Origin of the sequence: Salinicoccus sesuvii, assembly GCF_042648145.1 — a bacterium.
In the GTDB taxonomy this organism is placed as follows: Bacteria; Bacillota; Bacilli; order Staphylococcales; family Salinicoccaceae; genus Salinicoccus; species Salinicoccus sesuvii.
Map to the genome: position 1 here is coordinate 452,654 of NZ_JBHRWV010000001.1, position 22,602 is coordinate 475,255.

Below are 22,602 nucleotides of genomic sequence, written 5' to 3' on the forward strand. Positions count from 1 at the left end.
CATGTCATTTATTGAATCGCAGGACCCGAAAATTTTTGAAACGATTGAAGCAGAACTGGATCGCCAGAACAACAATATTGAGCTGATAGCATCAGAGAACTTTGTATCCCAGGCGGTACTTGAGGCACAAGGTTCAATATTCACTAATAAATACGCTGAAGGCTATCCGCATAAGCGTTATTATGGTGGATGTGAGAATGCTGATGCAGCCGAAGATCTGGCACGTGAGAGAGTAAAACAGCTTTTTGGTGCAGACCATGCCAACGTCCAGCCCCATTCAGGGTCACAGGCGAATATGGCAGTCTACTTTTCAGTGTTGGAGCCGGGTGATACGGTTCTCGGTATGAATCTCAATCATGGTGGACACTTGACACACGGCAGTTCAGTCAACTTCAGCGGCAAGCTCTTTAACTTTGTCGAGTATGGTGTAGGCAAAGAGGACGAAGCAATCGATTATGATGAGCTACTCAGCATTGCCAAAGAGCACGAACCGAAAATGATCGTTGCTGGAGGTAGTGCTTATTCTAAGAAAATCGATTTCGCCAAATTCCGTGAGATTGCAGACGTAGTAGGAGCCTACCTCATGGTTGATATGGCCCACATTGCTGGACTCATTGCTGCTGGATTGCATCCGGATCCAGTGCCACATGCAGATTTCGTAACTTCTACGACACATAAGACACTGAGAGGCCCGCGTGGTGGATTGATTCTTACTAAGGAAGAGCATGCTAAAAAAGTGGATAAAAATATTTTTCCAGGTATCCAGGGCGGTCCACTTATGCATGTTATTGCAGCGAAAGCAGTTGCTTTTGGGGAAGCATTAAATCCGAATTTCAAGGTTTACCAAGAGCAGGTTATAAAAAATGCACAAGCACTTGCAGATCGTCTTGCTGAAGGTGGCTTGAGAATCGTCAGTGGAGGTACGGAAAACCATATCGTTCTTGTTGATGTGAAAAGTTTCGGACTGACGGGTAAGCAGGCAGAGGAAGCACTGGATGAAATCGGCATCACGTGCAATAAGAACACCATCCCATTTGATGAAGAATCGCCGTTCATTACAAGCGGTATTCGTCTCGGGACCCCAGCGATGACGACGCGTGGCTTCAAAGAGGAAGAGATGCAAGAAGTGGCAGATCTGATTGTTGAAACACTGTCCAATGTAAAAGAAGGTAAAAAGTACGAAACATTGAAAGACAGAGTGACGGAACTGACGTCCAAATTCCCGCTATATAAATAAACCAACATGCCGAGATAGGGTCTGCCTTATTTCGGCTTGATTTAAAAACTTGGAGGATTGAACATACATGGCTAAAGTACACGTAATGGATCACCCGCTGATCCAGCATAAGATGAGCTACATCAGGGATGAAAAGACATCCACCAAGGAATTTAGAGAACTTGTCGATGAAGTGGGCATGCTCATGGCCTACGAAGTGACACGGGATCTTTCATTGGAAGATGTGGAAGTAGATACTCCAGTCACACGCACAACAGCAAAAAGATTGAGCGGCAAAAAGCTCGGTATCGTCCCGATTCTAAGGGCTGGTCTGGGTATGCAAGAAGGGATACTCAAACTGATTCCATCAGCGAGAGTCGGTCATATCGGTCTATACCGCGATCCTGAAACACTCGAAGCGATTGAATATTATGCGAAATTTCCAGGGGATATAGAGGAGCGTGACATATTCGTCATCGATCCGATGCTCGCTACAGGCGCTTCCGCTGTTGAAGCAATTACAGCGGTTAAGAAACGTGGCGCGACAAAAGTCCGTTTCATTTGTTTGATTGCCGCTCCTGAAGGTGTGGAAGTCTTGAAAGAAGCGCATCCGGATGTGAACATATATATTGCTGCGCTGGATGAGAAGCTGAATGAGAAGAGCTACATCGTACCAGGTCTCGGTGATGCCGGTGATAGACTATTCGGTACAAAATAGAATGAACAAGGGGAAGAGCACATGAAGAAAATAATGACGGTATTCGGTACACGGCCTGAAGCAATCAAGATGGCGCCACTCGTTCTGGCATTGAAAAATGACCCGGAACTTGAGCCAGTAGTCGTGGTTACCGCACAACACCGAGAGATGCTTGACCAGGTGCTCGAGATATTCGGAATCACACCAGATTACGATCTGGATATTATGCAACAAGGACAGACGTTATCGGAAGTGACAGGCAGAGTAATTGCTGGTCTCGAATCTGTCATCAAAGAAGCACAGCCGGATATGATTCTCGTTCACGGAGATACCACGACGACATTCGGTGGCAGTCTAGCTGCTTTCTATAATGAAGTGGACATTGGTCATGTTGAAGCGGGCCTTAGAACCAACAACAAATATTCTCCGTTCCCTGAAGAGATGAATCGTCAGATGACAGGTGTACTTGCTGACCTTCATTTTGCGCCGACTGAGACATCCAGAGAAAACCTCTTGCAAGAGAATAAAAAAATTGAAAATATTTCTGTGACTGGTAATACTGCGATTGATGCATTGAAGACAACAGTGAATGAGGATTATAAGAGTGAAATCATCGAGAAGCATAAAGATAAGAAGGTGATTCTGCTTACAGCCCACAGAAGAGAAAACATTGGCATGCCAATGGAGAACATTTTTAGTGCAGTCCGTGAAATTGTCGAAGAATTCGAGGATGTCACTGTCGTCTATCCAATCCATAAAAACCCAAAAGTGAGAGAGATCGCTAGTAAATACTTGGCTGATCATGATCGCATTGAAATCATTGAACCACTTGATGTGTTCGATTTTCACAACTTCGCGGCAAAAAGTCACATTATCATGACCGATTCCGGTGGTGTCCAAGAAGAAGCGCCATCTCTGAGAAAGCCGGTACTGGTACTCAGGGACACGACTGAGAGACCAGAGGGTGTTGAAGCGGGTACGCTCAAACTTGCTGGTATTCAGAAAGAAAATATCTACAACCTGACAAGAGAACTACTGACGGACGCCAATGTGTATCAGAAGATGGCAGAAGCCAACAATCCTTATGGAGACGGCAAAGCGTCACTCAGAATATGCGAAAACATAAAATATTACTACGGAATTACAAAAGATAAGCCCAAAAGCTTCGATATATAGGAAATATGTCGATAATATGTCATAAAAAATGTACTATGAAATTAATCTGTCCATAATATTGACATAAAAAATACAAAGATATATCATTACAAGAGTAATGTAACGGTTTACATCACAAAGCCGCAGAATACACTAGGAGACAGTGTTAAAGTGCCATTTTTCAGACGATTTTCCCATCATTTCCTTAGATTTTTGCTTTTCCCTCTAATCATCAGCCTACTCATCTATCTGTTTACATTTTCATCTTTTGCAGCCGGACTCGCTTTGGGTACCCTTGCGTCCATTATGTTGCTCTTGAACTGGTATTACAATCTTGAGAAGGCTTACAATACAGAGGATGGAAGAATCAGAACAGGTACCGTTGCGCGCCTTATGATCGTTATTGTTACATGTCTTTTCTGGGTGAGATTCCCGGAAATCTTCAGCATATTTGGTATAGCACTCGGGCTTTTGCTCAGCTATATAATGATTCTGTTTCGTGCGATTAAAGAATTGACGAAGTGAAAGAGGTGAGAAAATGGAGCACGGAAATCCGATATCGACGTTTGATTTGTTTGGCCTCCCGGTCACATTCAATCTGTCGACGGTCATGATGGTTATTATTTCATCACTTGTTGTATTCCTGGTTGCTTTCTTCATGACAAGAAATCTATCAGTGAGACCGACAGGTAAAAGCCAGGTACTCATGGAAGTACTGATGAACTTCGTCAAAGGTATCATTTCAGGTAACATGGCTTGGAAACAAGGCGGAAGATTCCACTTCCTGGCCCTGACATTGATTCTATACATATTTGTTGCAAATATGCTTGGGCTGCCTTTTGCTTTTATAGCCCCAGACGAAGACCATACTCTCTGGTGGAAATCACCAACTGCCGATCCGTCAGTCACACTGACACTGGCCAGCTTGATGATTGTACTTACCCACTATTATGGAATCAAGATGCGCGGCACAAAAGCATATCTTAAATCGTACGTACAGCCGGTGTGGTTCATGGCACCGTTCAAGTTCATCGAAGAATTCACATACAACCTGACGCTCGGTCTACGTCTTTACGGTAATATCTACGCAGGTGAAATTCTACTTTCACTGCTTATCATGGTAATGGCTTCGGGTGCAATTGGTTTCGTTGGCGGATTCATCCCGTTGATGATCTGGCAAGGATTCTCAATCTACATTGGTGTCATTCAGGCGTTCATATTCGTTATGTTATCAATGGTCTATCTCTCCCATAAGGTGAGCGACGATCATTAATATAAAAAATTTAATTAACCATTTAAAATATTTTAGGAGGAACTATATCTTATGATGAATCTACTCGCAGTAGGTATCGCTGCTGGACTTGCAGCACTTGGCGCAAGTATTGGTATCGGTCTTATCGTTTCTAAAACAGTTGAGGGTGTATCCCGTCAGCCTGAGGCTCGTGGCCCGCTCATGACTATCATGTTCATTGGTATCGGTGTTGTTGAGGCCGTTCCGATCATCGCGATCGTTATTTCATTCATGCTTATGTTCATGTTCTAAGAAACGTTACATCCGGCGAAGTCTTCTATTAAGATTTCGCCCTCTTATTATGTCGACTATGAAAATAGAATGAAACTCTCGCGAAAGGAGTGTACATAGGTGGAATTTCTAATTTTAGGAGCTACGGACACCGTGCCGGCAGCAATTGGTAACAGTCTCATACAGCTGGCTGCCTTCATTGTTCTTCTTGTGGCTCTTTCATACTTCGTATGGAAACCTCTCAAGAAAGTTATGGACGAGCGTGAACAGCTCATTCATTCAGAAATAGATGATGCAGAGCAACGCAGGATGGAAGCTGTGAATCTCAAAGAAGAAAATGAAGCTGTGCTAAGAAACACACAAGCTGAAATTTCCGAAATGATGGATAACGCAAAAGAGCAAGCTAAGAAAGAGCAAGAAGCAATTATTCATGATGCAAACACGCGTGCAAATCAGATGATGGAAGACGCTAAAGCTGATATTGAAAGAGAAAAGCAAAAAGCTATCCGCGACATCAATGATCAGGTAGCTGACATTTCTGTTCTAATCGCTGAGAAGATGATTTCAAAAGAAATCAACAAGCAAGACCAGAAAGACTTGGTAGCAAGATACCTACAAGAAGCAGGGGGTAAATAATGGCTAACACAGCTCAAAAATATTCCCACGCCCTGTTCAGTATCGTCAGTGAAAATGGACAGCTCGAGGAAGTAAAATCTGATTTCGACGAAGTAGTCAGATCAGTTGAAAGCACCCCAGGCTTTATCACTTTCATGAATAATCCTAAGATTTCACGTGAAAATCGCAGACAGGCGGTATTAAAAGCCTTCAGTGATGCTGCTGCACCCCTGAAGAATATGCTACTCATTTTATCGGATCGTAATAGATTCGATGAGATTGAATCCGTCCATGCTCATTTCATAAAGAATTACAATGCACACTATAATCAGGAAAATGTAGTAATAGAATCGGTATATCCTCTCTCTGATGAAGAAATTGAAAGTGTTGGAAAAGTCTTTATTAAAAAGACCGGACTTTCAAAGCTGCTTATAGAGAATAGGGTTAATGAATCACTTATCGGTGGTATCCGTGTATTTATTGGGACCAAGGTATACGACGGCTCGATAAGCACCCAGTTGTCCGATTTGAAGAATCGATTCAGAGAAAGAACTAATAGCTAATTAAGGAGTGACATTTGATGGCAATTAAAGCTGATGAAATAAGCGCTCTCCTGAAAAGCCAGATCGAAAACTATGAAGCTGATATGAAAGTATCCGATGTGGGAACAGTCATACAAGTTGGTGACGGTATCGCACTTGCTCATGGTTTGAATGATGCTATGGCTGGAGAACTGCTCGAATTTCCAAGCGGCGTTTTGGGACTTGCCCAAAACCTCGAAGAAAACAATGTTGGTATCGTAATCCTCGGTCCATTTGACGACATTAAAGAAGGCGACGAAGTCAAGCGTACAGGACGTATCATGGAAGTCCCTGTAGGTGAAGAGCTAATCGGTCGTGTCGTCAATCCTTTGGGTCAGCCGATTGATGGTAAAGGACCAATGGGGGCAACAAAGACGAGACCAATTGAAAGTCCGGCGACAGGCGTTATGGCGCGTAAGTCGGTAGATGAGCCGTTACAGACTGGAATCAAGGCAATCGATGCACTTGTTCCTATCGGTCGTGGCCAGCGTGAGCTAATCATCGGTGACCGTCAGACAGGTAAAACAACTGTTGCGATCGATACAATCCTCAATCAAAAAGATGAAGACATGATCTGTGTTTACGTGGCTATCGGACAAAAAGAATCCACAGTCCGTGCAACAGTTGAAACACTGCGTAAAAATGGTGCACTCGACTATACAATCGTCGTTTCAGCAGGTGCTTCAATGCCAGCTCCATTGCTTTACATTGCGCCTTATGCCGGTGTCTCAATGGCAGAAGAATTCATGTTCAACGGCAAGCATGTTCTCATCGTCTATGACGATCTAACGAAACAAGCTGCTGCTTATCGTGAGCTTTCACTCCTATTGAAGCGTCCACCAGGCCGTGAAGCCTACCCAGGTGACGTTTTCTACCTACACAGTCGTCTACTGGAACGTGCAGCAAAACTTAACGACGAGTTAGGTGGCGGATCTATCACTGCACTTCCTTTCATTGAAACGCAAGCCGGTGATATCAGTGCGTTTGTACCAACAAACGTAATCTCTATTACTGACGGACAGATCTTCCTCCAATCCGATTTGTTCTTCTCAGGTGTAAGGCCTGCGATCAACGCGGGACTCTCGGTTTCCCGTGTAGGTGGTTCCGCACAGATCAAAGCAATGAAGAAAGTTGCTGGTACTTTGAGGCTCGATCTAGCTGCATACCGAGAACTCGAAGCCTTTGCACAATTCGGTTCTGATCTGGATGAAGCAACAGCTGCTAAGCTCGAACGTGGTAAACGTACTGTCGAAGTCCTCAAGCAAGGCGAAAACAAACCACTTTCAGTAGAGCGTCAGGTTACGATTTTATATGCGCTTGTAAATGGCCACCTCGATGAAGTTGCAGTCGAAGACATTACACGCTTCGAAGCTGAATTCCTCAACTGGCTTGATTCAAATCAGCCTGAACTGCTCAAAGGTATTCGTGAAACGAAACAGCTTCCGGACGATGAGGCTTACACAACTGCAATAAACAGCTTCAAGAAACTATTCAATGCATCCAAATAAGGATGATGAATATAGAAATAAGGTGGTGAATTCATGGCTTCACTAAGAGAAATAAAAGGTCGTATCGGATCAACCAAAAAAATGAGCCAAATCACTAGCGCCATGCACATGGTTTCGAACTCCAAGCTCAAGCGCGCGGAAGAGAATACGAAGAGATTCCAGCCTTACATGAATAAGATTCAGGAGGCTGTTCAGGCCATTGCAACTGGAGACAACACAAGTTCGCATCCTATGTTGGTGGAACGGCCTGTTAAGCGTACCGGATACGTAATCATAACATCCGATAGTGGACTCGCTGGTCCGTATAACGCCAATATCCTCAAAGAAATCACCAATGTGATCAGGGAGCGTCATAATGATAACCCCGATTCCTATGATCTCTTCATCATCGGAAGGATGGGGTACGAATTCATGGAAAACCGTGGATACAATATCACCAACCATCGCATTGGATTAGCTGATCAACCAGATTTCAGCAGTGTTAAAGAAATCGCTCAGCAATCAGTTGCACAGTTTTCTAATGAAGATATAGATGAGTTATACATCGTGTACAATGAGTATGTATCAGTTCTAGAGCAAAAAGTGGCGACTAGAAAGCTGCTCCCTTTGACAGAAGAGGAGACGATCAGTCAAGATAAGGCATCCAATCTCTCGACTTACGAGTTTGAGCCAGATAAAGAGTCCATCCTTGAGACGCTTCTTCCGCAATACGCAGAAAGTCTGGTCTACGGGGCACTGCTTGAAGCAAAAGCAAGCGAACATGCAGCGCGCATGACCGCAATGAAAGCGGCAACCGACAACGCTAAAGAACTGGTAGATGACTTAACACTAGAATACAACCGTGCAAGACAAGCAGCGATTACTCAAGAGATTACAGAAATTGTCGGTGGTGCATCTGCACTCGAATAAAGATTGACTAGGAGGAAAACGAATGGCTTTAGGTCAAGTAGTTCAAATTATGGGACCTGTAGTTGACGTGCGTTTTGAAGAAGGCCAGTTGCCTGAACTGAACAACGCACTGTACGTCAACACTGATAAAGATAATGAAGAAAATACTTTGGCTTTGGAAGTCGCGCTTCACCTTGGGGACAATGTCGTGAGAACAATTGCGATGAGTTCTACAGATGGACTGCAGCGTGGTACTGAAGTTACAAATACAGAAAGTCCGATTTCTGTCCCTGTTGGCCAGATTACACTTGGCCGAGTATTCAACGTACTTGGAGATCATATTGATCTTGGAGAAGCGATACCTGCTTCCGAAAGAAGAGACCCGATTCACCGTCAGGCTCCTAAATTCGAAGATCTATCCACAAACGTTGAGATTCTCGAAACAGGTATAAAAGTAGTAGATCTACTTGCCCCTTATATAAAAGGTGGTAAAATTGGTCTCTTCGGTGGTGCCGGAGTAGGTAAGACAGTTCTGATTCAGGAACTGATCAATAACATCGCTCAAGAACACGGCGGTATCTCGGTATTTGCTGGTGTTGGAGAGCGTACACGTGAAGGAAATGACTTGTATCACGAGATGAGTGATTCTGGCGTTATTGCAAAGACGGCAATGGTATTCGGACAAATGAACGAACCACCAGGTGCACGTATGCGTGTTGCACTGTCTGGTCTGACAATGGCGGAGTATTTCCGTGATGAAGAAGGACAGGACGTCTTGCTTTTCATAGACAATATCTTCCGTTTTACTCAGGCAGGCTCAGAGGTTTCCGCCTTGCTCGGACGTATGCCGTCGGCAGTAGGTTACCAACCTACATTAGCAACGGAAATGGGTCAGCTTCAGGAACGTATCACATCAACAAACGTAGGTTCAGTAACGTCTATCCAGGCAGTATTCGTGCCAGCCGATGACTATACTGACCCGGCTCCGGCACAGACGTTCGCGCACTTGGATGCAACAACCAATCTTGAGCGTAAACTCTCAGAAATGGGTATCTACCCTGCGGTGGATCCATTGGCATCAACTTCCCGCGCCTTGACACCAGCCGTTGTTGGTGAAGAGCACTACGAAGTTGCACGTGGCGTCCAAGCCACACTTCAGAAATATCGCGAACTCCAAGATATTATTGCGATTCTCGGTATGGATGAACTGTCTGAAGACGATAAGAGAACAGTTTCACGTGCCCGTCGTATTCAATTCTTCCTGTCTCAGAATTTCCACGTTGCTGAACAGTTCACTGGTCAGAAAGGTTCTTATGTTCCTGTTGATCAGACTGTTAACGACTTCAAGGAAATACTTGAAGGCAAATACGACCACATCCCTGAAGATGCATTCCGTCTTGTAGGTGGCATTTCTGCTGTGCTTGATAAAGCACGCGAGATGGGCGTAGAAGTCTAAAATCGGGAGGGTTAGCAAATGAGTACAATTGCACTGGATGTAGTTACACCAAACGGTTCTGTTTTCTCTGAAGCGGACTGTGAAATCATAATACTCCAGACCAAACAGGGTGAGCTCGGCGTCATGGCCGGCCACGTCCCGACGGTTGCTGCGCTTAAAATCGGCAGTCTGCGTATAAAAGTTGATGGAAAATACGAATATTTTGCAGTAACAGATGGTTTTGTCGAAATACGTCCCGAACAGGTGACGGTATTGGTGCAGGCTGGTGAGTTTGCTGAAGACATCGATACTGATCGTGCCACAGCGGCGAGAGAACGTGCTGAATCATTACTTCAGCAAGAGCGTGATGAAAAAGTTGATAGATATCGTGCTGATCTTGCTCTCAAACGTGCGGTTAACCGATTGGATGTAGCAAAACATAAATAATAAAACGACCCGGGCTACTGCCCGGGTTTTTTAAAAGGTGAATAGTAATATGTTGTATTCCCAACTTGCATTCATGCATATCTTTCTGCATATATTATGTGTTATTTTTGCATTCTGGGTACTTGGTGCTCTTAATATAGATGCATGGTTCAGAAAGGGCGAAACAGGACGGATCAGAATGTTCCTCATTCTGGCTGCTGTACTTCTTGGAAGTGCGCTCAGCAACTTTATCGTGGACTTTTTTAGGTTGGTACAAGAGGCAGCACTGTTGTTTTGATAATTGCTTTGCAAACATGTTTATACATCTTTAAAATAGTGAATAGTATAATGATAGTAAAAGTATGGAGTGAGTGAATATGGATTCTATAATTGTTAAAGGTGGAAATAAACTTTCAGGTTCCGTTGAAATAGAAGGTTCAAAAAATGCTGTTTTACCTATTCTGACTGCATCTTTGCTTGCAGAGAAGGGCGTATCCAAGTTACATAATGTTCCGGATTTATCCGATGTGAAAACTTTAAGTGCGTTGCTGAGTCATCTCGGAGCGATTGTCGAGCCACACGGAAAAACTCTCTCGGTCGATGCAACTAATGAGCTCAATCGTAATGCACCATTCGATCTCGTGAACAAGATGCGCGCGAGTATGCTTGTAATGGGACCTCTTCTTGGCCGTTATGGTTATTGTAATGTAGCGATGCCTGGTGGTTGCGCAATTGGCTCAAGGCCGGTAGAGCAGCATATCAAAGGTTTGGAGAAGATGGGGGTAACTTTCCGTACTATTGACGGTAGCTTTGAAGGTACAGTCGATGGTAAGCTCAAAGGTGCAAAGATTTATCTAGATTTCCCGAGTGTTGGTGCTACACAGAATTTGATTATGGCTGCAAGTCTGGCTGAAGGTACGACAGAGATTGAAAATGCTGCGAGAGAGCCTGAGATCGAAGACTTGGCCAACTATATAAACGCTATGGGTGGTAAAGTTCGCGGGGCTGGTACAGGACATCTTGTCATAGAAGGTGTTGAAGTACTGGAAGGAACAGAACACACTGTCATACCGGACCGCATTGAGGCAGGAACTTTCATGATTGCTGGTGCAATTACACGAAGTGAGATTGTACTTGATAACGTAATGACGAGTCATCTTACTGCATTAATTTCAAAACTCGAGGAAGCTGGCGTACGAATTCAAGAAGAAGGCACCAGTATACGTGTCATACCTGACACACAGTTAAAACCAATCAGAGTGAAAACTATGCCGCACCCTGGTTTTCCAACGGATATGCAAAGTCAGATGATGGCGTTGCTAGCTACAGTCAATGGCACAAGTGTCATCACTGAAACTATTTTTGAAAATAGATTCATGCATGTTAATGAGTTCAGAAATATGGACGCTGAGATTCAAGTGGAGGATAATCATGCTTTCATAAAAGGTAGTGAGAAGTTTGCTGCAGGGCGTGTCAAAGCAACTGATCTAAGAGCCGCTGCTGCCTTGATTCTTGCAGGTTTGGTAGCAGACGGTTATACTGTAGTTACTGAATTAAAACACCTTGACCGCGGGTATGTCAATTTCCACAAGAAGCTCCAGCAGCTTGGAGCAGACATAGAACGGACAGGTGAAAATTCCACACAAGAAAGTGTGACATTTTCGAAATAAAGAGGTAGTTCTATGGCTGAGCAATCAAAAAAGTTGGTTCACCGCAGATTCCCATTGATTATCAGGATAATGCTATTCATATATATTGCCATCATCGTATTCTTTGCTGGATTGATGATTGGATTTGGCATACTCGATAACCCAATGGAAGTGTTCCGTATTGAAACGTGGGAACACATCATCAATTTGACCAAGGAATGATAATATGTTGACTTACGACCAAATCAAGGCCGTCATACCGCACCGTCCTCCTTTTCTCCTAATCGATAAGGTGACGGAAATAGAACCAGGAATAAAATGTTCCGGCATCAAACAAGTGTCAGGAAATGAACCTTTCTTCCAAGGTCATTTCCCGGATTATGCGGTAATGCCCGGAGTACTAATTGTTGAGGCGCTAGCACAAACAGGTGCGGTCGCCTTACTTCAGGAAGAACGTTTTAAAGGAAAGCTGGCTTTTTTCGCTGGTATTGATAGATGTAAATTCAAAAAGCAAGTGAAACCTGGTGATACATTGGAACTCACAGTGGAGATTACTAAGCTGAGAGGACCAATTGGTAAAGGAGACGCAGTTGCCAAAGTGGACGGAGAAGTGGCATGTAAATGCGAAATCACTTTTGCAATTCAGGATAACGAAACATCCGATGACTGATCAGTCATCGGATGTTTTTATTTCGGCTTTAGATTCCATCATTGCTTTAAATTCATTGAGCAGTTTTTCCTGTTCATAACCTTCATCGATAAGATGGGATAGAAGATCCTCTGCATAGTTAGGACTCTGAACAATGATACGTCCATTGAAGATTAATGACAGAGCATTATCTATTTCGTTCAATTCATTGAAGACTCCTCTAAATCTTGCCGGTTCATTTGAATGACGTGTAATAGTGACGAGCAAATCAAGCTCGGATCCTACCAGTTCTTTGAGTATATCTTTGAAGTCGGGAGATGTTGAAATTTCTATTAGCCAAGGATCGTCGGGCTTTTCATTATTGATTATGATACCGTCAATCAGTTCCAGTATGATAAAGTTATTCTCATGTTCAAGCTTTAACTCAACCACTTTAAACGACTTCATATACATCCTCCTTAAAATTAAGAAATATATCTGCAAATAATATATATGTGGGTACGTTTCTTTACTATTATAACGTGGCTCCGCACATAATACATACTAATTGAAGATAATTAGATTAAAAAATCGAATTTATGTACTTTGCAGAAAATTATTGGCTTCCTTATATTTAGAGTAGCGAGGGGGCGAGATATAATAAAGAAAGTACTGCTTATTGAAAAAAATCCTGCATTTTAGAGCAGTATAATTTATGAAAAGGAAAATATCTGGAACGACTTAAATAACGTACTGGTAAGACATTTATTAAAAGTAGTGAAGATAATACTACTAACAAGCCAAAAGGAGAGCACTGGCTTGAACTGAACAATTCATACCACTCACAATTCAAACCACACTACACTCACACGACTCATTAAGCTCTGCGAAAGGCGAACGCTGCGGTTTGTCTTTTGCAGAGCTTAATTGTTTCTATCACTCAATGTATTACATTCACTTCGATTATATTACCGATATCTGAAAAGACCGACAATTGAATGTGTTTGTTACTTAACTTAAATGTCACTTGAATCCTATCTCCACAGTTCTGCACTAACTGCACTATCTTACCTTGATTTCAACTAATATTTCAGGATATTCCCTGAAGGATATAGTGCAATATGATTTGTTATAAAGAAATATCACTGTAACATGATTGTAAAGGAAGGCTCCACATTTTATATTACTGTAACCTATGAAATATTTTTATCTGATATAGTACACATAGTCAATTAAGAAAACGTGATATCCAATTGTAAGGGATAACAGGAGGAAATTTTAACTATGAAAAAAGTACTATCGGTCGGGGCAGCAATCGCAGTATCAGGAACACTTGCATACAGTGCAGAAGCAGCGAGTCACACAGTAGAAACTGGCGATACACTTTGGCAAATCGCTTTAGAAAATAACACGTCTGTACAATCCATTAAAGCAGAAAACAATCTATCATCTGATCTTATCCTTCCTGGTCAGGTTCTTGAAGTAAACAATGACAAAAAAGTTGAAAAGAACACTGAAGCAGTAGTGAAAGATGGCACATATAAAATAGTTTCTGGCGATACATTATTTGCAATTGGTCAGAAATTTAACGTATCAGTTTCCGAGCTCAAAGCTTGGAACAACCTTTCATCCGATCTTATCTTTGCTGGTAAAACACTTGTAGTTTCAGGTGATAATGCTGTACATGAGACAGTTGTAGAAACACCACAGGTTAAAGAAGTACAACAAGTCGAAGAAGCGCCACAGGTAGAAGAAGCGCCACAAGTTGAAGAGGTACAACAGGCACCAGCTCAACCTTCACAACAACAAATTGCTGAGCAACAAGCAGCAGAACAGGCAGCGGCTGAGCAACGTGCAGCTGAGCAAGCAGCGGCAGAACAACGTGCAGCAGAGCAACAAGCAGCAGAACAGGCAGCGGCTGAGCAACGTGCAGCAGAGCAAGCAGCAGCAGAACAACGTGCAGCAGAGCAGGCAGCACAAGAGCGCCAACAGCGTAATCAAGCGCAAGCCCAAAACCAATCTACCTCTGCATCCACTTCAAGTAATGCAAGTGGCCAGAACTGGAATGCCCTCGCTCAATGTGAATCAAGCGGTAATGCAAGTGTCGTAAGCTCTAATGGTCTATACCACGGTCTCTATCAATTTGATATCCAAACTTGGAACTCTGTAGGTGGAAGCGGCATACCTTCCCAAGCATCTGCAGCAGAACAGACTAAAAGAGCGCAAATTCTTTTCGATCAAAGAGGATCTCAGCCTTGGCCTGTATGTGGTTCAAGACTGTAATATAGATTTAGATTGCGGACCCGGCCAGAAAGCCGGGTTCTTTTTATTGATTGGAACTAAATAGTGACTAATTTGTGAGTGTTTTTCAAAATAGATAAATTATTAGAGGGACAGTTCCATAAAATGATTTTTTTACACCACTAAATATGTTACAATTTCTTTTATGCGAAAGAATTTATTGAGGTGAAGAAATGAGTAAAAAATGGCTCTTTCCGTTAATGATCGGCCTGGTCCTTGTTTTATCCGGGTGTGACTATTCTCAGGAAGAAAATAGGAATGGCTTTTTCTATAATACATTCGTTCAGCCAATGGATTCACTACTCCACTGGCTTGGTGACAACATGGGCAATAACTATGGTCTGGCAATCATTGTTATCACTTTAATCGTCCGTCTGGCAATTTTCCCATTCATGATGCGTACATATAAAAACCAGATGATGATGCGCGAGAAGATGAAAATTGTTAAGCCTGAGATGGAAGAGATCCAGAAGAAAGTAAAAGTGGCTACTACACAGGAAGAAAAGATGGAAGCACAACAGGAAATGATGGGACTTTATAAGAAACACGGCATCAATCCTCTCAACATGGGCTGTCTGCCAATCGTCATTCAAATGCCTGTTGTTATGGCACTTTATTTTGCTCTTAAGTTCCCGTCAGAAGGTGGACTGACAGAGTACCCGCACTTCCTATGGATGAACCTAACACAAATGGACTTCTTCATGGTTGCCATTGCCGGTATTGTCTACGCTGTGCAAGCGTATGTATCCATGCAATTTGTTGCTGCGGAGCAGCGCAAACAAATGCAGCTTTTCATGTACATCTCACCAATTATGATTATCTGGATTTCATTGATTTCTCCTTCCGCACTGCCGCTATACTGGGCTGTCGGTGGTATCTTCCTAATCTTCCAGACATGGGCAGGTAATACTTTCTATAAGAACAAAGTTGCCGAAGAGATGGCTCCAATCATCGAAGCACATGAGCGTGAGAAAGCTGAAAAAGAAAAGCGTATAAAAAATGCAAAAGTTATGCCAAAGAAAAAACGCAAGAAGAGAACATAAGAATTTAATAAAGTTAAGAAGCCCCGAACCTCAACATTATTGAGGTTCGGGGCTTCTTCATCTTGGCCTATTTAAAGAATCGGAGAGATGAGATTGGCGAGGCTCTCTTTCATTTTAATCCATTTACTGCGTGCGGCATATTTCTCGATAGTCAGGAGCGAACAGTCTTTAATATCCGCTTCAAATATTTCGCGGTACTGCTGGGCTTCTTTTTCATCGTATATAAATGCATTTACTTCAAAATTGAGTAGGAAACTTCTCACATCGATGTTAGTCGTTCCTATACTAAGTACTTCGTCATCAATCATCATCACTTTCTGATGAAGGAACCCTTTTTCATATATATGAACATGGGCGCCCATCTGTATCAAAGCACCTGCGTTGGAATAGGTTCCCCAATAGACGAAGGGGTGATCCGGCTTATTCGGAATCATCAAGTGGACTTCAATTCCACTAAGCATCGCAATGCGCAACGCCTCAAGGAACGACTGATCGGGTATAAAGTAAGGTGTTTGAATATAGATGCATTTACGGGCACTATATATCATTTTTAAATAACCGTACTTGACCTGTTGCCATTTTTCATCTGGACCACTTGATGCGATTTGCATCGGTGTACTTCCCTCGTGAGATATTTCAGGGAAGTATCTATCTTCACGCACCATATTGTATCTTTTAGCGTGTGAATTCCAATCGAGCATGAAACGTACTTGGAGAGATTTTACTGCATTGCCCTCTACTCTCAGATGGGTATCACGCCAATGACCAAATTTCTTACTCAAGCCAATATATTCATCCCCGACGTTAAACCCACCTACATAGCCGATGACACCGTCGATGACTACAACCTTGCGGTGGTTCCTATTATTTATCCTTGGATTAATGAGTGGAAACTTGCTTGGAAAGAAGGCTTCTACCATCCCGCCAGCTTCGCGTAATTTTTTGAAATTACGAAGCGTTAGAGCACGTGATCCCATGTCGTCGTAAAGTATTCTCACAGAGACTCCTTCGCGTTGCTTTTCAAGGAGTGCTTCATGCAACTTTTCGCCGATACCATCCAATCTCAGTATGTAATACTGGAAATGTATATGGTTCTTTGCATTTTTGATGTCTGAAAGTAATCGATCAAACTTCGCATTTCCGTCTGTAAAGGTTTCGATGGAATTATTCAGAGTTAGGAACGACTGATTATTGTAAAGAAGCATGTGGATGAGTTTTCTATGTTTGTTAGCAACTTTATTTGAAAACTTATGATTCTCGTTCTCTAGTTCATTGAGCTGATCTCCGACAAGGTGTTCAAGCCCGACCTTATCTTCTTCATTTATCTTGAATATATTCTGGTTATATATCGTTCGACCAAAAAGAATATAGATGATAAAACCAAAGATGGGCAGAAAGAATAACACAAACAGCCATGCCCATATACTCTGAGCACTCCTTCTTTCTAGAAAGATGAGCCCGATGGCAAATAGAAAATTGATTGCGATAAAAATGAGCGTCAATACGCTAAGTATCGTAGCATTGGAAAAATAATCGAATAGAAAAAATTCCATGGGTGTCACCTCACTTACATTGTATTATAAACTATGGATATTTGAAATTCTGTAATATTTAATTTCGAAATTGTATGGATAATTCTCTGATATCGGGGTAGAATTAAGTCAAGATGTAATTTAAGGAGTGTCATTATGCATAGAAACGACAATTCCAAAGTCAAACAGGTCGTCACGATGCTAAATGAACTTGGAGTCAAAGTCAAGATTTCAAGGTCGAGGTTCGAAATGATGAATCGCATTGCTCATAAAGAAAAACTCAGGTTGAAAGAACAAAACATCTAAAAAATAACCGCAACTCTCGCAAGTGGAGTTGCGGTTATTTTATGCTTTCTGATGATAGTGATGATAATATATGCTCATTATTATCCCGACAGCCATCATATTGGCCCATAAGCCACTACCACCGTAGCTTAGGAATGGTAGCGGGATACCTGTGATTGGTACCAACTGTATTGTCATTCCGATGTTTTGGAATATATGGAAAGTAAGCATCGAAAGATATCCTACAATGAAATAGGACGAAAAGCTATCTGTCACGACCATCGCAATTCTGAATAGGTGCAACATTAGCATGAACAGTAGAACGATAATCACGGTAGCGCCAATGAAGCCGAACTCTTCACCAATGATGGTAAATATGAAATCCGTATGGTTCTCTGGAATATATACAATGCCATCAGCAAAACCTTTGCCATCAATCCCCCCAGAACCAATTGCTTTTAACGAATTGCTAAGCTGGAATCCGCCATCTGCAACATATTCTTCGGGACGTAACCAAGTATATATTCTGTCGAACTGGTAAGGGTGGATGCCAAGATAGCGTTCTAATAGGTCGGGTCGATAGATGATACCAAGTACAAGTGATCCGCCTACAGTCAGAGCGATAGCGAGCGTCGGGACAATCAGCCACCAGCTGATGCCTGAAACGACAATTGTGCCGAGCAGTATTGCGATCATGACAAGCATTGTACCTAGGTCATTCTGAAGTAGGATGAACAGCAGCGGTAGAATTGAGACAGCAAAGATTTTAGAGAGCAGTTTAATATCTACACTGAGATCGTTCGTAAGCTTGTATTTGTTGTGCTGACTGATTAGGTAAGCCAGCGTAATAATATAGATGATCTTTACAATCTCGGAGGGTTGGATACTGAAGAACCCAAACTGGTACCAGCTCTTTGCTCCGTTGATAATCGGCGTTATTGGGGATACGGGAGCGATGAAAAGTATGACGAGTGAAAGTACGCCGAGCGAATAGATGACCCAGACATACTGCTTTATCCATTTGATTGGAATGAAATTAAGTATTGCCACCATGGCAAAGCCAAGACCGTAGAATATCAACTGACGTAGGCTGAAATCTATAGTGTATTGCCCGCTTGTCATCGCGGAGCGTATCATGAAGATGCTGATTGTAGCGAGAAGAACAACAATCAGGATAAGAATCCAGTCGATTCTAAAAAACCTGCTGGTGTTCTGTCTTTTGTAACTTTGATTGTTCTCCAAAAAATTCACCTAACCCATATTGAAATCATGACATTTAGTATACACTATTTTATAATAAAGTAAGTGTGTTTATCCAATAGTAATACAACTAGATTTGAAATATCTGTGAATAAATGTTTATGGAGATGGACGAAGCCTATGATTGAAACTACAATAGAAAAGATTGCTGAACTATGCGGAGGTACGTTAAACGAAGAGGCGAGAGCTAAAAAGGATGAACGGATCAAAGGTGTATCGATTGATACGAGAACGCTCGAAAAAGGTAATCTTTTCGTACCATTTAAAGGCGAGCATGCGGATGGACACCGTTTCATCCAACAGGCTTTCGACATTGGCGCTGCACTCAGTCTGACCGAACAACCAGTCGATGAAAAGCAAAATCTGCCGCTTGTTCATGTTGAGGATGGTCTTCGCGCCTTGCAGGATATTGCGCAGGGCTACTTGAAGGAAGTTGCACCGAAAGTGATTGCAATTACAGGATCCAATGGTAAGACGACAACAAAGGATATGGTAGAATGTCTGCTTTCTCCTTACTTCAAAGTAAAAAAAACAATCGGCAATTATAACAACGAAATTGGTCTGCCGCTTACTATTCTGCAGTTGGATGAGGACACTGAGATCTCGATACTGGAGATGGGCATGAATGCAAAAGGAGACATCCGTTTTCTAAGCGAGATGACAACACCAGATATTGCCATACTCACCAATGTCGGTGAGTCTCATATCGAAAAACTGGGGTCGAGAGAGAACATTGCTCATGCCAAATACGAAATCGTTGATGGATTGCAGAAAAATGGGACGTTTATCTATTCACGGGATTATCCGCTTCTCGAAGACATTGTGGAGCGGAGTGCAGGCTACACCATTCGGACCGCTGGTCAGAATGAAGAGAACGATCTGCAGATTGCAAATGTACAACAGACACAAGACGGTACACGTTTCGAGCTGCTTCCAATGGGAATCAATGTGGGGATACCACAGCTTGGCACGCACAATGCAGCAAACGCATCACTCGCTATCCTTGCTGCTGAAGCACTTGGACTTGATATTAATGAAGCAAAGCATCATTTTGAAGAACTGGTCGTCACCAGTATGCGTATGGAGCAAATACATCATCAGTCCGGTGCGACCATCATCAATGATGCCTACAATGCCAGTCCTTCTAGTATGAAGAGTGCAATTGATACTGTCGGACGCATGGAAGTAGGCAAAAGGATTCTTGTACTTGGAGACATTCTTGAGCTCGGTTCCTACTCACAGGCACTGCATCAGTCTATAGCGCAACATTTAAACGACTCAAACTATTATTATGATCAAATATTCACAATAGGGGAGGCGTCGAGAATCATCAACGACCAAACGACCTTAGAGAATAAGTCTCATCACGATGACATCGAATCTTTAGCACGAAGCCTCAAACAGGTGCTTACTGAAGATAGCGTGGTGCTCCTAAAAGGATCAAGGGGTATGGCGCTCGAGCGGGTGATTGACCATATCTAGATCAGTCGGAATATTATTTCTGCACGGTTATACAGGAGGCAGGTATGAACTCGATCCCCTGTTCGACTACTTGAAGTCGCGTTACGAATTCGAGTATGAATTTCCGGTATATCCTGGGCACGGTAGTATTTTGGATCTAAAGTCAGTGGACGGTGAGGATTGGTACGGTGAAGCCTTGAACGCATATGAAAATCTTAAGCAGCGCGTGGATTGTGTATGTATCATCGGTTTTTCGATGGGGGGCGTATTCGCCAGTTACCTCGCCCAGGATGAACCGGTGGAGAAGCTAATCCTTATCGCACCAGCATTTGAGCACATCGGTATACCTAAGATTGACAAACTTCACCTTATCCCCCGCCATTTCGGGGAACATGTGAAGATGAAAAACTACCAGAGAATCAAAAAACGTCTGAGAAATGTGCCGATAAGAGCATATCAGGAATTCAAAAGTATTACGGCAGCAAAAAAAGAAGGCATTGAAAATATCCGAGCGAAGACGATGATTGTCCATGGTAAACAGGATCTGCTCGTCCCATATGAGTCGAGTGTCGAAGTGGCGAAAAGAATTCCGAATGCCCGCCTTGAACTGATTGAGGATACACCACATCTTTTTGCCTTCTCCGATCACAGTCAATTGGAGTTAAATGTACTGTCGGAGCGGTTTCTGTTCAAAGAGCAGATGTAAGCTTGTATTATTAGTCTGGAAGTGTTAGAATAGAGAAGTTATGCGTAACGTAAAATGAGAACGAATAGTCAAAGGAGACTCTAATTTGAAGTTTTTTAAACAATTAGGTGTCAGTGATGAAACCTTAAAATCACTGGAAGATATAGGATTCGAAACCCCAACCCCGATTCAAGAAGAGAGCATACCACTTGCCCTTGAGAGAAAAGATATTCTTGGCCAGGCACAGACAGGTACTGGTAAAACGGGTGCGTTCGGTATTCCTATTATAGAGAACACAGAGAAGCAGGCAGGCACACAAGTGCTTATTTTAACACCGACACGTGAATTGGCAGTGCAAGTCAGCGAACAGCTGAAAACATTTGCTAAACATAAGAAGCTTGGTGTATCCGTAATATTCGGCGGTATGAGCATTGACCGTCAGATCAAAGATCTCAAGAGAAAGCCTGAGATCATCGTTGGTACGCCTGGCCGTATCATCGACCACATCAAAAGAAGAACATTGAAGCTTGAAAGTATCCGCACGCTTGTATTGGATGAAGCGGATGAAATGATGAACATGGGATTCATCGATGATGTAAAATTCATTATGTCTGAAATGCCATCCGAAAACAGACAAACATTGCTATTCTCAGCGACAATGCCACCGGCAATCCAGGAGCTCGTTACACGCTTCATGAAAGACCCGACCATCGTCAAGACGATGAAGCAGGGTGGTAGTGATCCACAGATCGAAGAAAACTACACAATCGTAAAAGAACTTGAAAAGCTTGAAGTGTTTACAGACTTCCTTGATGTTCATCAGCCGGAACTCGCAATCGTCTTTGGTCGTACGAAGCGCCGTGTAGACGAGTTGACTAGCGCATTGATTGCCAAAGGATATCGTGCTGAAGGACTTCATGGCGACATCACGCAGTCGAAGCGTCTTGAAGTTCTGAAAAAGTTCAGAAACAACGCACTCGATATTCTTGTCGCGACAGATGTTGCAGCAAGAGGACTAGACATCTCAGGTGTCACACACGTATACAACTTCGATATCCCACAGGATGCGGAAAGTTATACGCACAGAATCGGCCGTACAGGTCGTGCGGGTAAAGAGGGTTCAGCACTCACATTTGTTAACCCGGTAGAGATGGACTACTTGAGAATGATCGAGAACGACAAGAAGAAAACGATCACTGCGCTTAGACCCCCTCACAAGAAAGAAGTACAAAAATCTCGTGAGAAAGAGACTTTCGATAAGATTGAACAATGGAAGTCAGAAAATACAAATACGCACACGTTTGAAGTTGCTGAACGTCTGCTCGAACAAGGTGAAGCGAAGGAAGTTGTTGCGGCTCTGCTCAATGAGTTCCTATTCAGCAGAACAGACGACAGCATCCAGCTGTCCTTTGAAAAACCTCTGACACGCAAAGGCGGCCAACGTCGAGGCAAAGGTCAGGGTGGTGGCAAAAAGCCATTCCGTAAAGGACGCAGCCAAGGCCAACAAGGTCAAGGCGGCGGTGGACGCAACAATAAACGTCAAGGTGGACGTCCGCAGCAGGGCAACCAGAAACGCAGCCAGGGCGGCCGCACTTTCAAAGACCATATCAAATAACATCTAAACATCTCCCGTCTTGTTGACGGGGGATGTTTTTATTTCTATATTCCAAGTGACAATAGTATGATTGAAGAATACCTATATTTAATTTAAAGTA

The 22,602-nt window shown here is 42.8% G+C and carries 25 protein-coding genes; 22 read left to right on the top strand and 3 right to left on the bottom strand.

All coding sequences use genetic code 11. The annotated features are described in order from the left end of the window. Position 1: 1 nt before the first annotated feature. The 16 genes from glyA (at position 2) to fabZ (ending at position 12,362) form a co-directional block, all read left to right on the top strand. The gene (gene glyA, locus ACFOJ8_RS02220; RefSeq protein ID WP_380652084.1) at positions 2-1,237 is read left to right on the top strand and encodes a serine hydroxymethyltransferase; all 1,236 of its coding nucleotides are present in this window, start codon (positions 2-4) and stop codon (positions 1,235-1,237) included. 67 nt (positions 1,238-1,304) lie between these two features. After that, positions 1,305-1,934 carry a uracil phosphoribosyltransferase gene (gene upp / locus ACFOJ8_RS02225; RefSeq protein ID WP_380652087.1) on the top strand — a complete coding sequence of 210 codons (630 nt, stop codon included), beginning with the start codon at positions 1,305-1,307 and terminating at the stop codon, positions 1,932-1,934. 21 nt (positions 1,935-1,955) lie between these two features. Continuing rightward, complete coding sequence (wecB, locus tag ACFOJ8_RS02230; protein ID WP_380652090.1) at positions 1,956-3,089, top strand: non-hydrolyzing UDP-N-acetylglucosamine 2-epimerase; 1,134 nt, start codon at positions 1,956-1,958, stop codon at positions 3,087-3,089. Positions 3,090-3,239: 150 nt separating this feature from the next. After that, positions 3,240-3,593, top strand: coding sequence for a hypothetical protein (locus ACFOJ8_RS02235; RefSeq protein ID WP_380652093.1), 354 nt, complete (start codon positions 3,240-3,242; stop codon positions 3,591-3,593). Between the two features lie 13 nt (positions 3,594-3,606). Continuing rightward, positions 3,607-4,341, top strand: coding sequence for a F0F1 ATP synthase subunit A (atpB, locus tag ACFOJ8_RS02240; protein WP_380652096.1), 735 nt, complete (start codon positions 3,607-3,609; stop codon positions 4,339-4,341). Between the two features lie 54 nt (positions 4,342-4,395). Next, entirely contained in the window at positions 4,396-4,611 is a 216-nt protein-coding gene (gene atpE / locus ACFOJ8_RS02245) for a F0F1 ATP synthase subunit C (RefSeq protein WP_031545243.1), read from the top strand. A gap of 99 nt (positions 4,612-4,710) precedes the next feature. Further along, positions 4,711-5,226, top strand: a complete 516-nt coding sequence (locus ACFOJ8_RS02250; RefSeq protein ID WP_380652097.1) for a F0F1 ATP synthase subunit B — start codon at positions 4,711-4,713, stop codon at positions 5,224-5,226. Then, positions 5,226-5,768, top strand: a complete 543-nt coding sequence (atpH, locus tag ACFOJ8_RS02255; protein ID WP_380652100.1) for an ATP synthase F1 subunit delta — start codon at positions 5,226-5,228, stop codon at positions 5,766-5,768. Before ACFOJ8_RS02250 ends, atpH begins: the two co-directional genes overlap by 1 nt. A 17-nt stretch (positions 5,769-5,785) precedes the next feature. Continuing rightward, the gene (atpA, locus tag ACFOJ8_RS02260; RefSeq protein ID WP_380652103.1) at positions 5,786-7,294 is read left to right on the top strand and encodes a F0F1 ATP synthase subunit alpha; all 1,509 of its coding nucleotides are present in this window, start codon (positions 5,786-5,788) and stop codon (positions 7,292-7,294) included. Between the two features lie 33 nt (positions 7,295-7,327). Continuing rightward, positions 7,328-8,203, top strand: coding sequence for an ATP synthase F1 subunit gamma (gene atpG / locus ACFOJ8_RS02265; RefSeq protein WP_380652106.1), 876 nt, complete (start codon positions 7,328-7,330; stop codon positions 8,201-8,203). A 22-nt stretch (positions 8,204-8,225) separates the two neighbouring features. Further along, the gene (atpD, locus tag ACFOJ8_RS02270; RefSeq protein WP_380652109.1) at positions 8,226-9,638 is read left to right on the top strand and encodes a F0F1 ATP synthase subunit beta; all 1,413 of its coding nucleotides are present in this window, start codon (positions 8,226-8,228) and stop codon (positions 9,636-9,638) included. Between the two features lie 18 nt (positions 9,639-9,656). Next, positions 9,657-10,064 carry a F0F1 ATP synthase subunit epsilon gene (locus ACFOJ8_RS02275; protein ID WP_380652112.1) on the top strand — a complete coding sequence of 136 codons (408 nt, stop codon included), beginning with the start codon at positions 9,657-9,659 and terminating at the stop codon, positions 10,062-10,064. A 49-nt stretch (positions 10,065-10,113) separates the two neighbouring features. After that, positions 10,114-10,341, top strand: a complete 228-nt coding sequence (locus tag ACFOJ8_RS02280; protein WP_380652115.1) for a DUF1146 family protein — start codon at positions 10,114-10,116, stop codon at positions 10,339-10,341. 79 nt (positions 10,342-10,420) lie between these two features. Next, positions 10,421-11,713 (top strand): UDP-N-acetylglucosamine 1-carboxyvinyltransferase, encoded by a 1,293-nt coding sequence (gene murA / locus ACFOJ8_RS02285; RefSeq protein WP_380652118.1) that lies wholly within the window; start codon positions 10,421-10,423, stop codon positions 11,711-11,713. A 12-nt stretch (positions 11,714-11,725) separates the two neighbouring features. Then, complete coding sequence (locus ACFOJ8_RS02290) at positions 11,726-11,914, top strand: DNA-directed RNA polymerase subunit beta (RefSeq protein WP_380652121.1); 189 nt, start codon at positions 11,726-11,728, stop codon at positions 11,912-11,914. A 4-nt stretch (positions 11,915-11,918) separates the two neighbouring features. Continuing rightward, positions 11,919-12,362 (top strand): 3-hydroxyacyl-ACP dehydratase FabZ, encoded by a 444-nt coding sequence (gene fabZ / locus ACFOJ8_RS02295; RefSeq protein WP_380652124.1) that lies wholly within the window; start codon positions 11,919-11,921, stop codon positions 12,360-12,362. Here fabZ and ACFOJ8_RS02300 read toward each other — a convergent pair whose 3' ends face one another. Then, entirely contained in the window at positions 12,363-12,788 is a 426-nt protein-coding gene (locus tag ACFOJ8_RS02300) for a YwpF family protein (protein ID WP_380652127.1), read from the bottom strand. 816 nt (positions 12,789-13,604) lie between these two features. On the opposite strand from ACFOJ8_RS02300, the gene ACFOJ8_RS02305 reads away from it, so the two are divergent. Together ACFOJ8_RS02305 and yidC are read left to right on the top strand one after the other, a co-directional pair. Next, on the top strand, positions 13,605-14,603 hold the full coding sequence (locus ACFOJ8_RS02305) for a LysM peptidoglycan-binding domain-containing protein (protein ID WP_380652129.1): 999 nt from the start codon (positions 13,605-13,607) through the stop codon (positions 14,601-14,603). A 191-nt stretch (positions 14,604-14,794) separates the two neighbouring features. Further along, positions 14,795-15,664: a membrane protein insertase YidC gene (gene yidC / locus ACFOJ8_RS02310; protein WP_380652132.1), complete on the top strand. Its 870-nt coding sequence runs from the start codon at positions 14,795-14,797 to the stop codon at positions 15,662-15,664. Positions 15,665-15,735: 71 nt separating this feature from the next. On the opposite strand, the gene cls is transcribed toward yidC, so the two are convergent. Next, positions 15,736-17,217 (bottom strand): cardiolipin synthase, encoded by a 1,482-nt coding sequence (gene cls / locus ACFOJ8_RS02315; protein WP_380652135.1) that lies wholly within the window; start codon positions 17,215-17,217, stop codon positions 15,736-15,738. A gap of 135 nt (positions 17,218-17,352) precedes the next feature. On the opposite strand from cls, the gene ACFOJ8_RS02320 reads away from it, so the two are divergent. Beyond that, positions 17,353-17,502: an Lmo0850 family protein gene (locus ACFOJ8_RS02320; protein ID WP_170288668.1), complete on the top strand. Its 150-nt coding sequence runs from the start codon at positions 17,353-17,355 to the stop codon at positions 17,500-17,502. Positions 17,503-17,541: 39 nt separating this feature from the next. On the opposite strand, the gene ACFOJ8_RS02325 is transcribed toward ACFOJ8_RS02320, so the two are convergent. Further along, a complete protein-coding gene (locus ACFOJ8_RS02325) occupies positions 17,542-18,732 on the bottom strand; it encodes an FtsW/RodA/SpoVE family cell cycle protein (RefSeq protein WP_380652137.1) in 1,191 nt (396 codons plus the stop codon). A gap of 129 nt (positions 18,733-18,861) precedes the next feature. Between ACFOJ8_RS02325 and ACFOJ8_RS02330 the strand changes: the two genes are divergently transcribed. The 3 genes from ACFOJ8_RS02330 (at position 18,862) to ACFOJ8_RS02340 (ending at position 22,502) form a co-directional block, all read left to right on the top strand. Then, on the top strand, positions 18,862-20,223 hold the full coding sequence (locus ACFOJ8_RS02330) for a UDP-N-acetylmuramoyl-tripeptide--D-alanyl-D-alanine ligase (RefSeq protein ID WP_380652140.1): 1,362 nt from the start codon (positions 18,862-18,864) through the stop codon (positions 20,221-20,223). After that, positions 20,210-20,908, top strand: a complete 699-nt coding sequence (locus ACFOJ8_RS02335; RefSeq protein WP_380652143.1) for an alpha/beta hydrolase — start codon at positions 20,210-20,212, stop codon at positions 20,906-20,908. Before ACFOJ8_RS02330 ends, ACFOJ8_RS02335 begins: the two co-directional genes overlap by 14 nt. Before the next feature lie 85 nt (positions 20,909-20,993). Then, complete coding sequence (locus tag ACFOJ8_RS02340) at positions 20,994-22,502, top strand: DEAD/DEAH box helicase (RefSeq protein WP_380652146.1); 1,509 nt, start codon at positions 20,994-20,996, stop codon at positions 22,500-22,502. Positions 22,503-22,602 lie beyond the last annotated feature (100 nt).

Excerpts from the sequence above, each read along its gene's own strand:
- glyA (WP_380652084.1), top strand. The coding sequence starts at position 2 with ATGTCATTTATTGAATCGCAGGACCCGAAAATTTTTGAAACGATTGAA.
- upp (WP_380652087.1), top strand. The coding sequence starts at position 1,305 with ATGGCTAAAGTACACGTAATGGATCACCCGCTGATCCAGCATAAGATG.
- wecB (WP_380652090.1), top strand. The coding sequence starts at position 1,956 with ATGAAGAAAATAATGACGGTATTCGGTACACGGCCTGAAGCAATCAAG.
- atpB (WP_380652096.1), top strand. The coding sequence starts at position 3,607 with ATGGAGCACGGAAATCCGATATCGACGTTTGATTTGTTTGGCCTCCCG.
- atpE (WP_031545243.1), top strand. The coding sequence starts at position 4,396 with ATGAATCTACTCGCAGTAGGTATCGCTGCTGGACTTGCAGCACTTGGC.
- atpH (WP_380652100.1), top strand. The coding sequence starts at position 5,226 with ATGGCTAACACAGCTCAAAAATATTCCCACGCCCTGTTCAGTATCGTC.
- atpA (WP_380652103.1), top strand. The coding sequence starts at position 5,786 with ATGGCAATTAAAGCTGATGAAATAAGCGCTCTCCTGAAAAGCCAGATC.
- atpG (WP_380652106.1), top strand. The coding sequence starts at position 7,328 with ATGGCTTCACTAAGAGAAATAAAAGGTCGTATCGGATCAACCAAAAAA.
- atpD (WP_380652109.1), top strand. The coding sequence starts at position 8,226 with ATGGCTTTAGGTCAAGTAGTTCAAATTATGGGACCTGTAGTTGACGTG.
- ACFOJ8_RS02275 (WP_380652112.1), top strand. The coding sequence starts at position 9,657 with ATGAGTACAATTGCACTGGATGTAGTTACACCAAACGGTTCTGTTTTC.
- ACFOJ8_RS02280 (WP_380652115.1), top strand. The coding sequence starts at position 10,114 with ATGTTGTATTCCCAACTTGCATTCATGCATATCTTTCTGCATATATTA.
- murA (WP_380652118.1), top strand. The coding sequence starts at position 10,421 with ATGGATTCTATAATTGTTAAAGGTGGAAATAAACTTTCAGGTTCCGTT.
- ACFOJ8_RS02290 (WP_380652121.1), top strand. The coding sequence starts at position 11,726 with ATGGCTGAGCAATCAAAAAAGTTGGTTCACCGCAGATTCCCATTGATT.
- fabZ (WP_380652124.1), top strand. The coding sequence starts at position 11,919 with ATGTTGACTTACGACCAAATCAAGGCCGTCATACCGCACCGTCCTCCT.
- ACFOJ8_RS02300 (WP_380652127.1), bottom strand. The coding sequence starts at position 12,788 with ATGAAGTCGTTTAAAGTGGTTGAGTTAAAGCTTGAACATGAGAATAAC.
- ACFOJ8_RS02305 (WP_380652129.1), top strand. The coding sequence starts at position 13,605 with ATGAAAAAAGTACTATCGGTCGGGGCAGCAATCGCAGTATCAGGAACA.
- yidC (WP_380652132.1), top strand. The coding sequence starts at position 14,795 with ATGAGTAAAAAATGGCTCTTTCCGTTAATGATCGGCCTGGTCCTTGTT.
- cls (WP_380652135.1), bottom strand. The coding sequence starts at position 17,217 with ATGGAATTTTTTCTATTCGATTATTTTTCCAATGCTACGATACTTAGC.
- ACFOJ8_RS02320 (WP_170288668.1), top strand. The coding sequence starts at position 17,353 with ATGCATAGAAACGACAATTCCAAAGTCAAACAGGTCGTCACGATGCTA.
- ACFOJ8_RS02330 (WP_380652140.1), top strand. The coding sequence starts at position 18,862 with ATGATTGAAACTACAATAGAAAAGATTGCTGAACTATGCGGAGGTACG.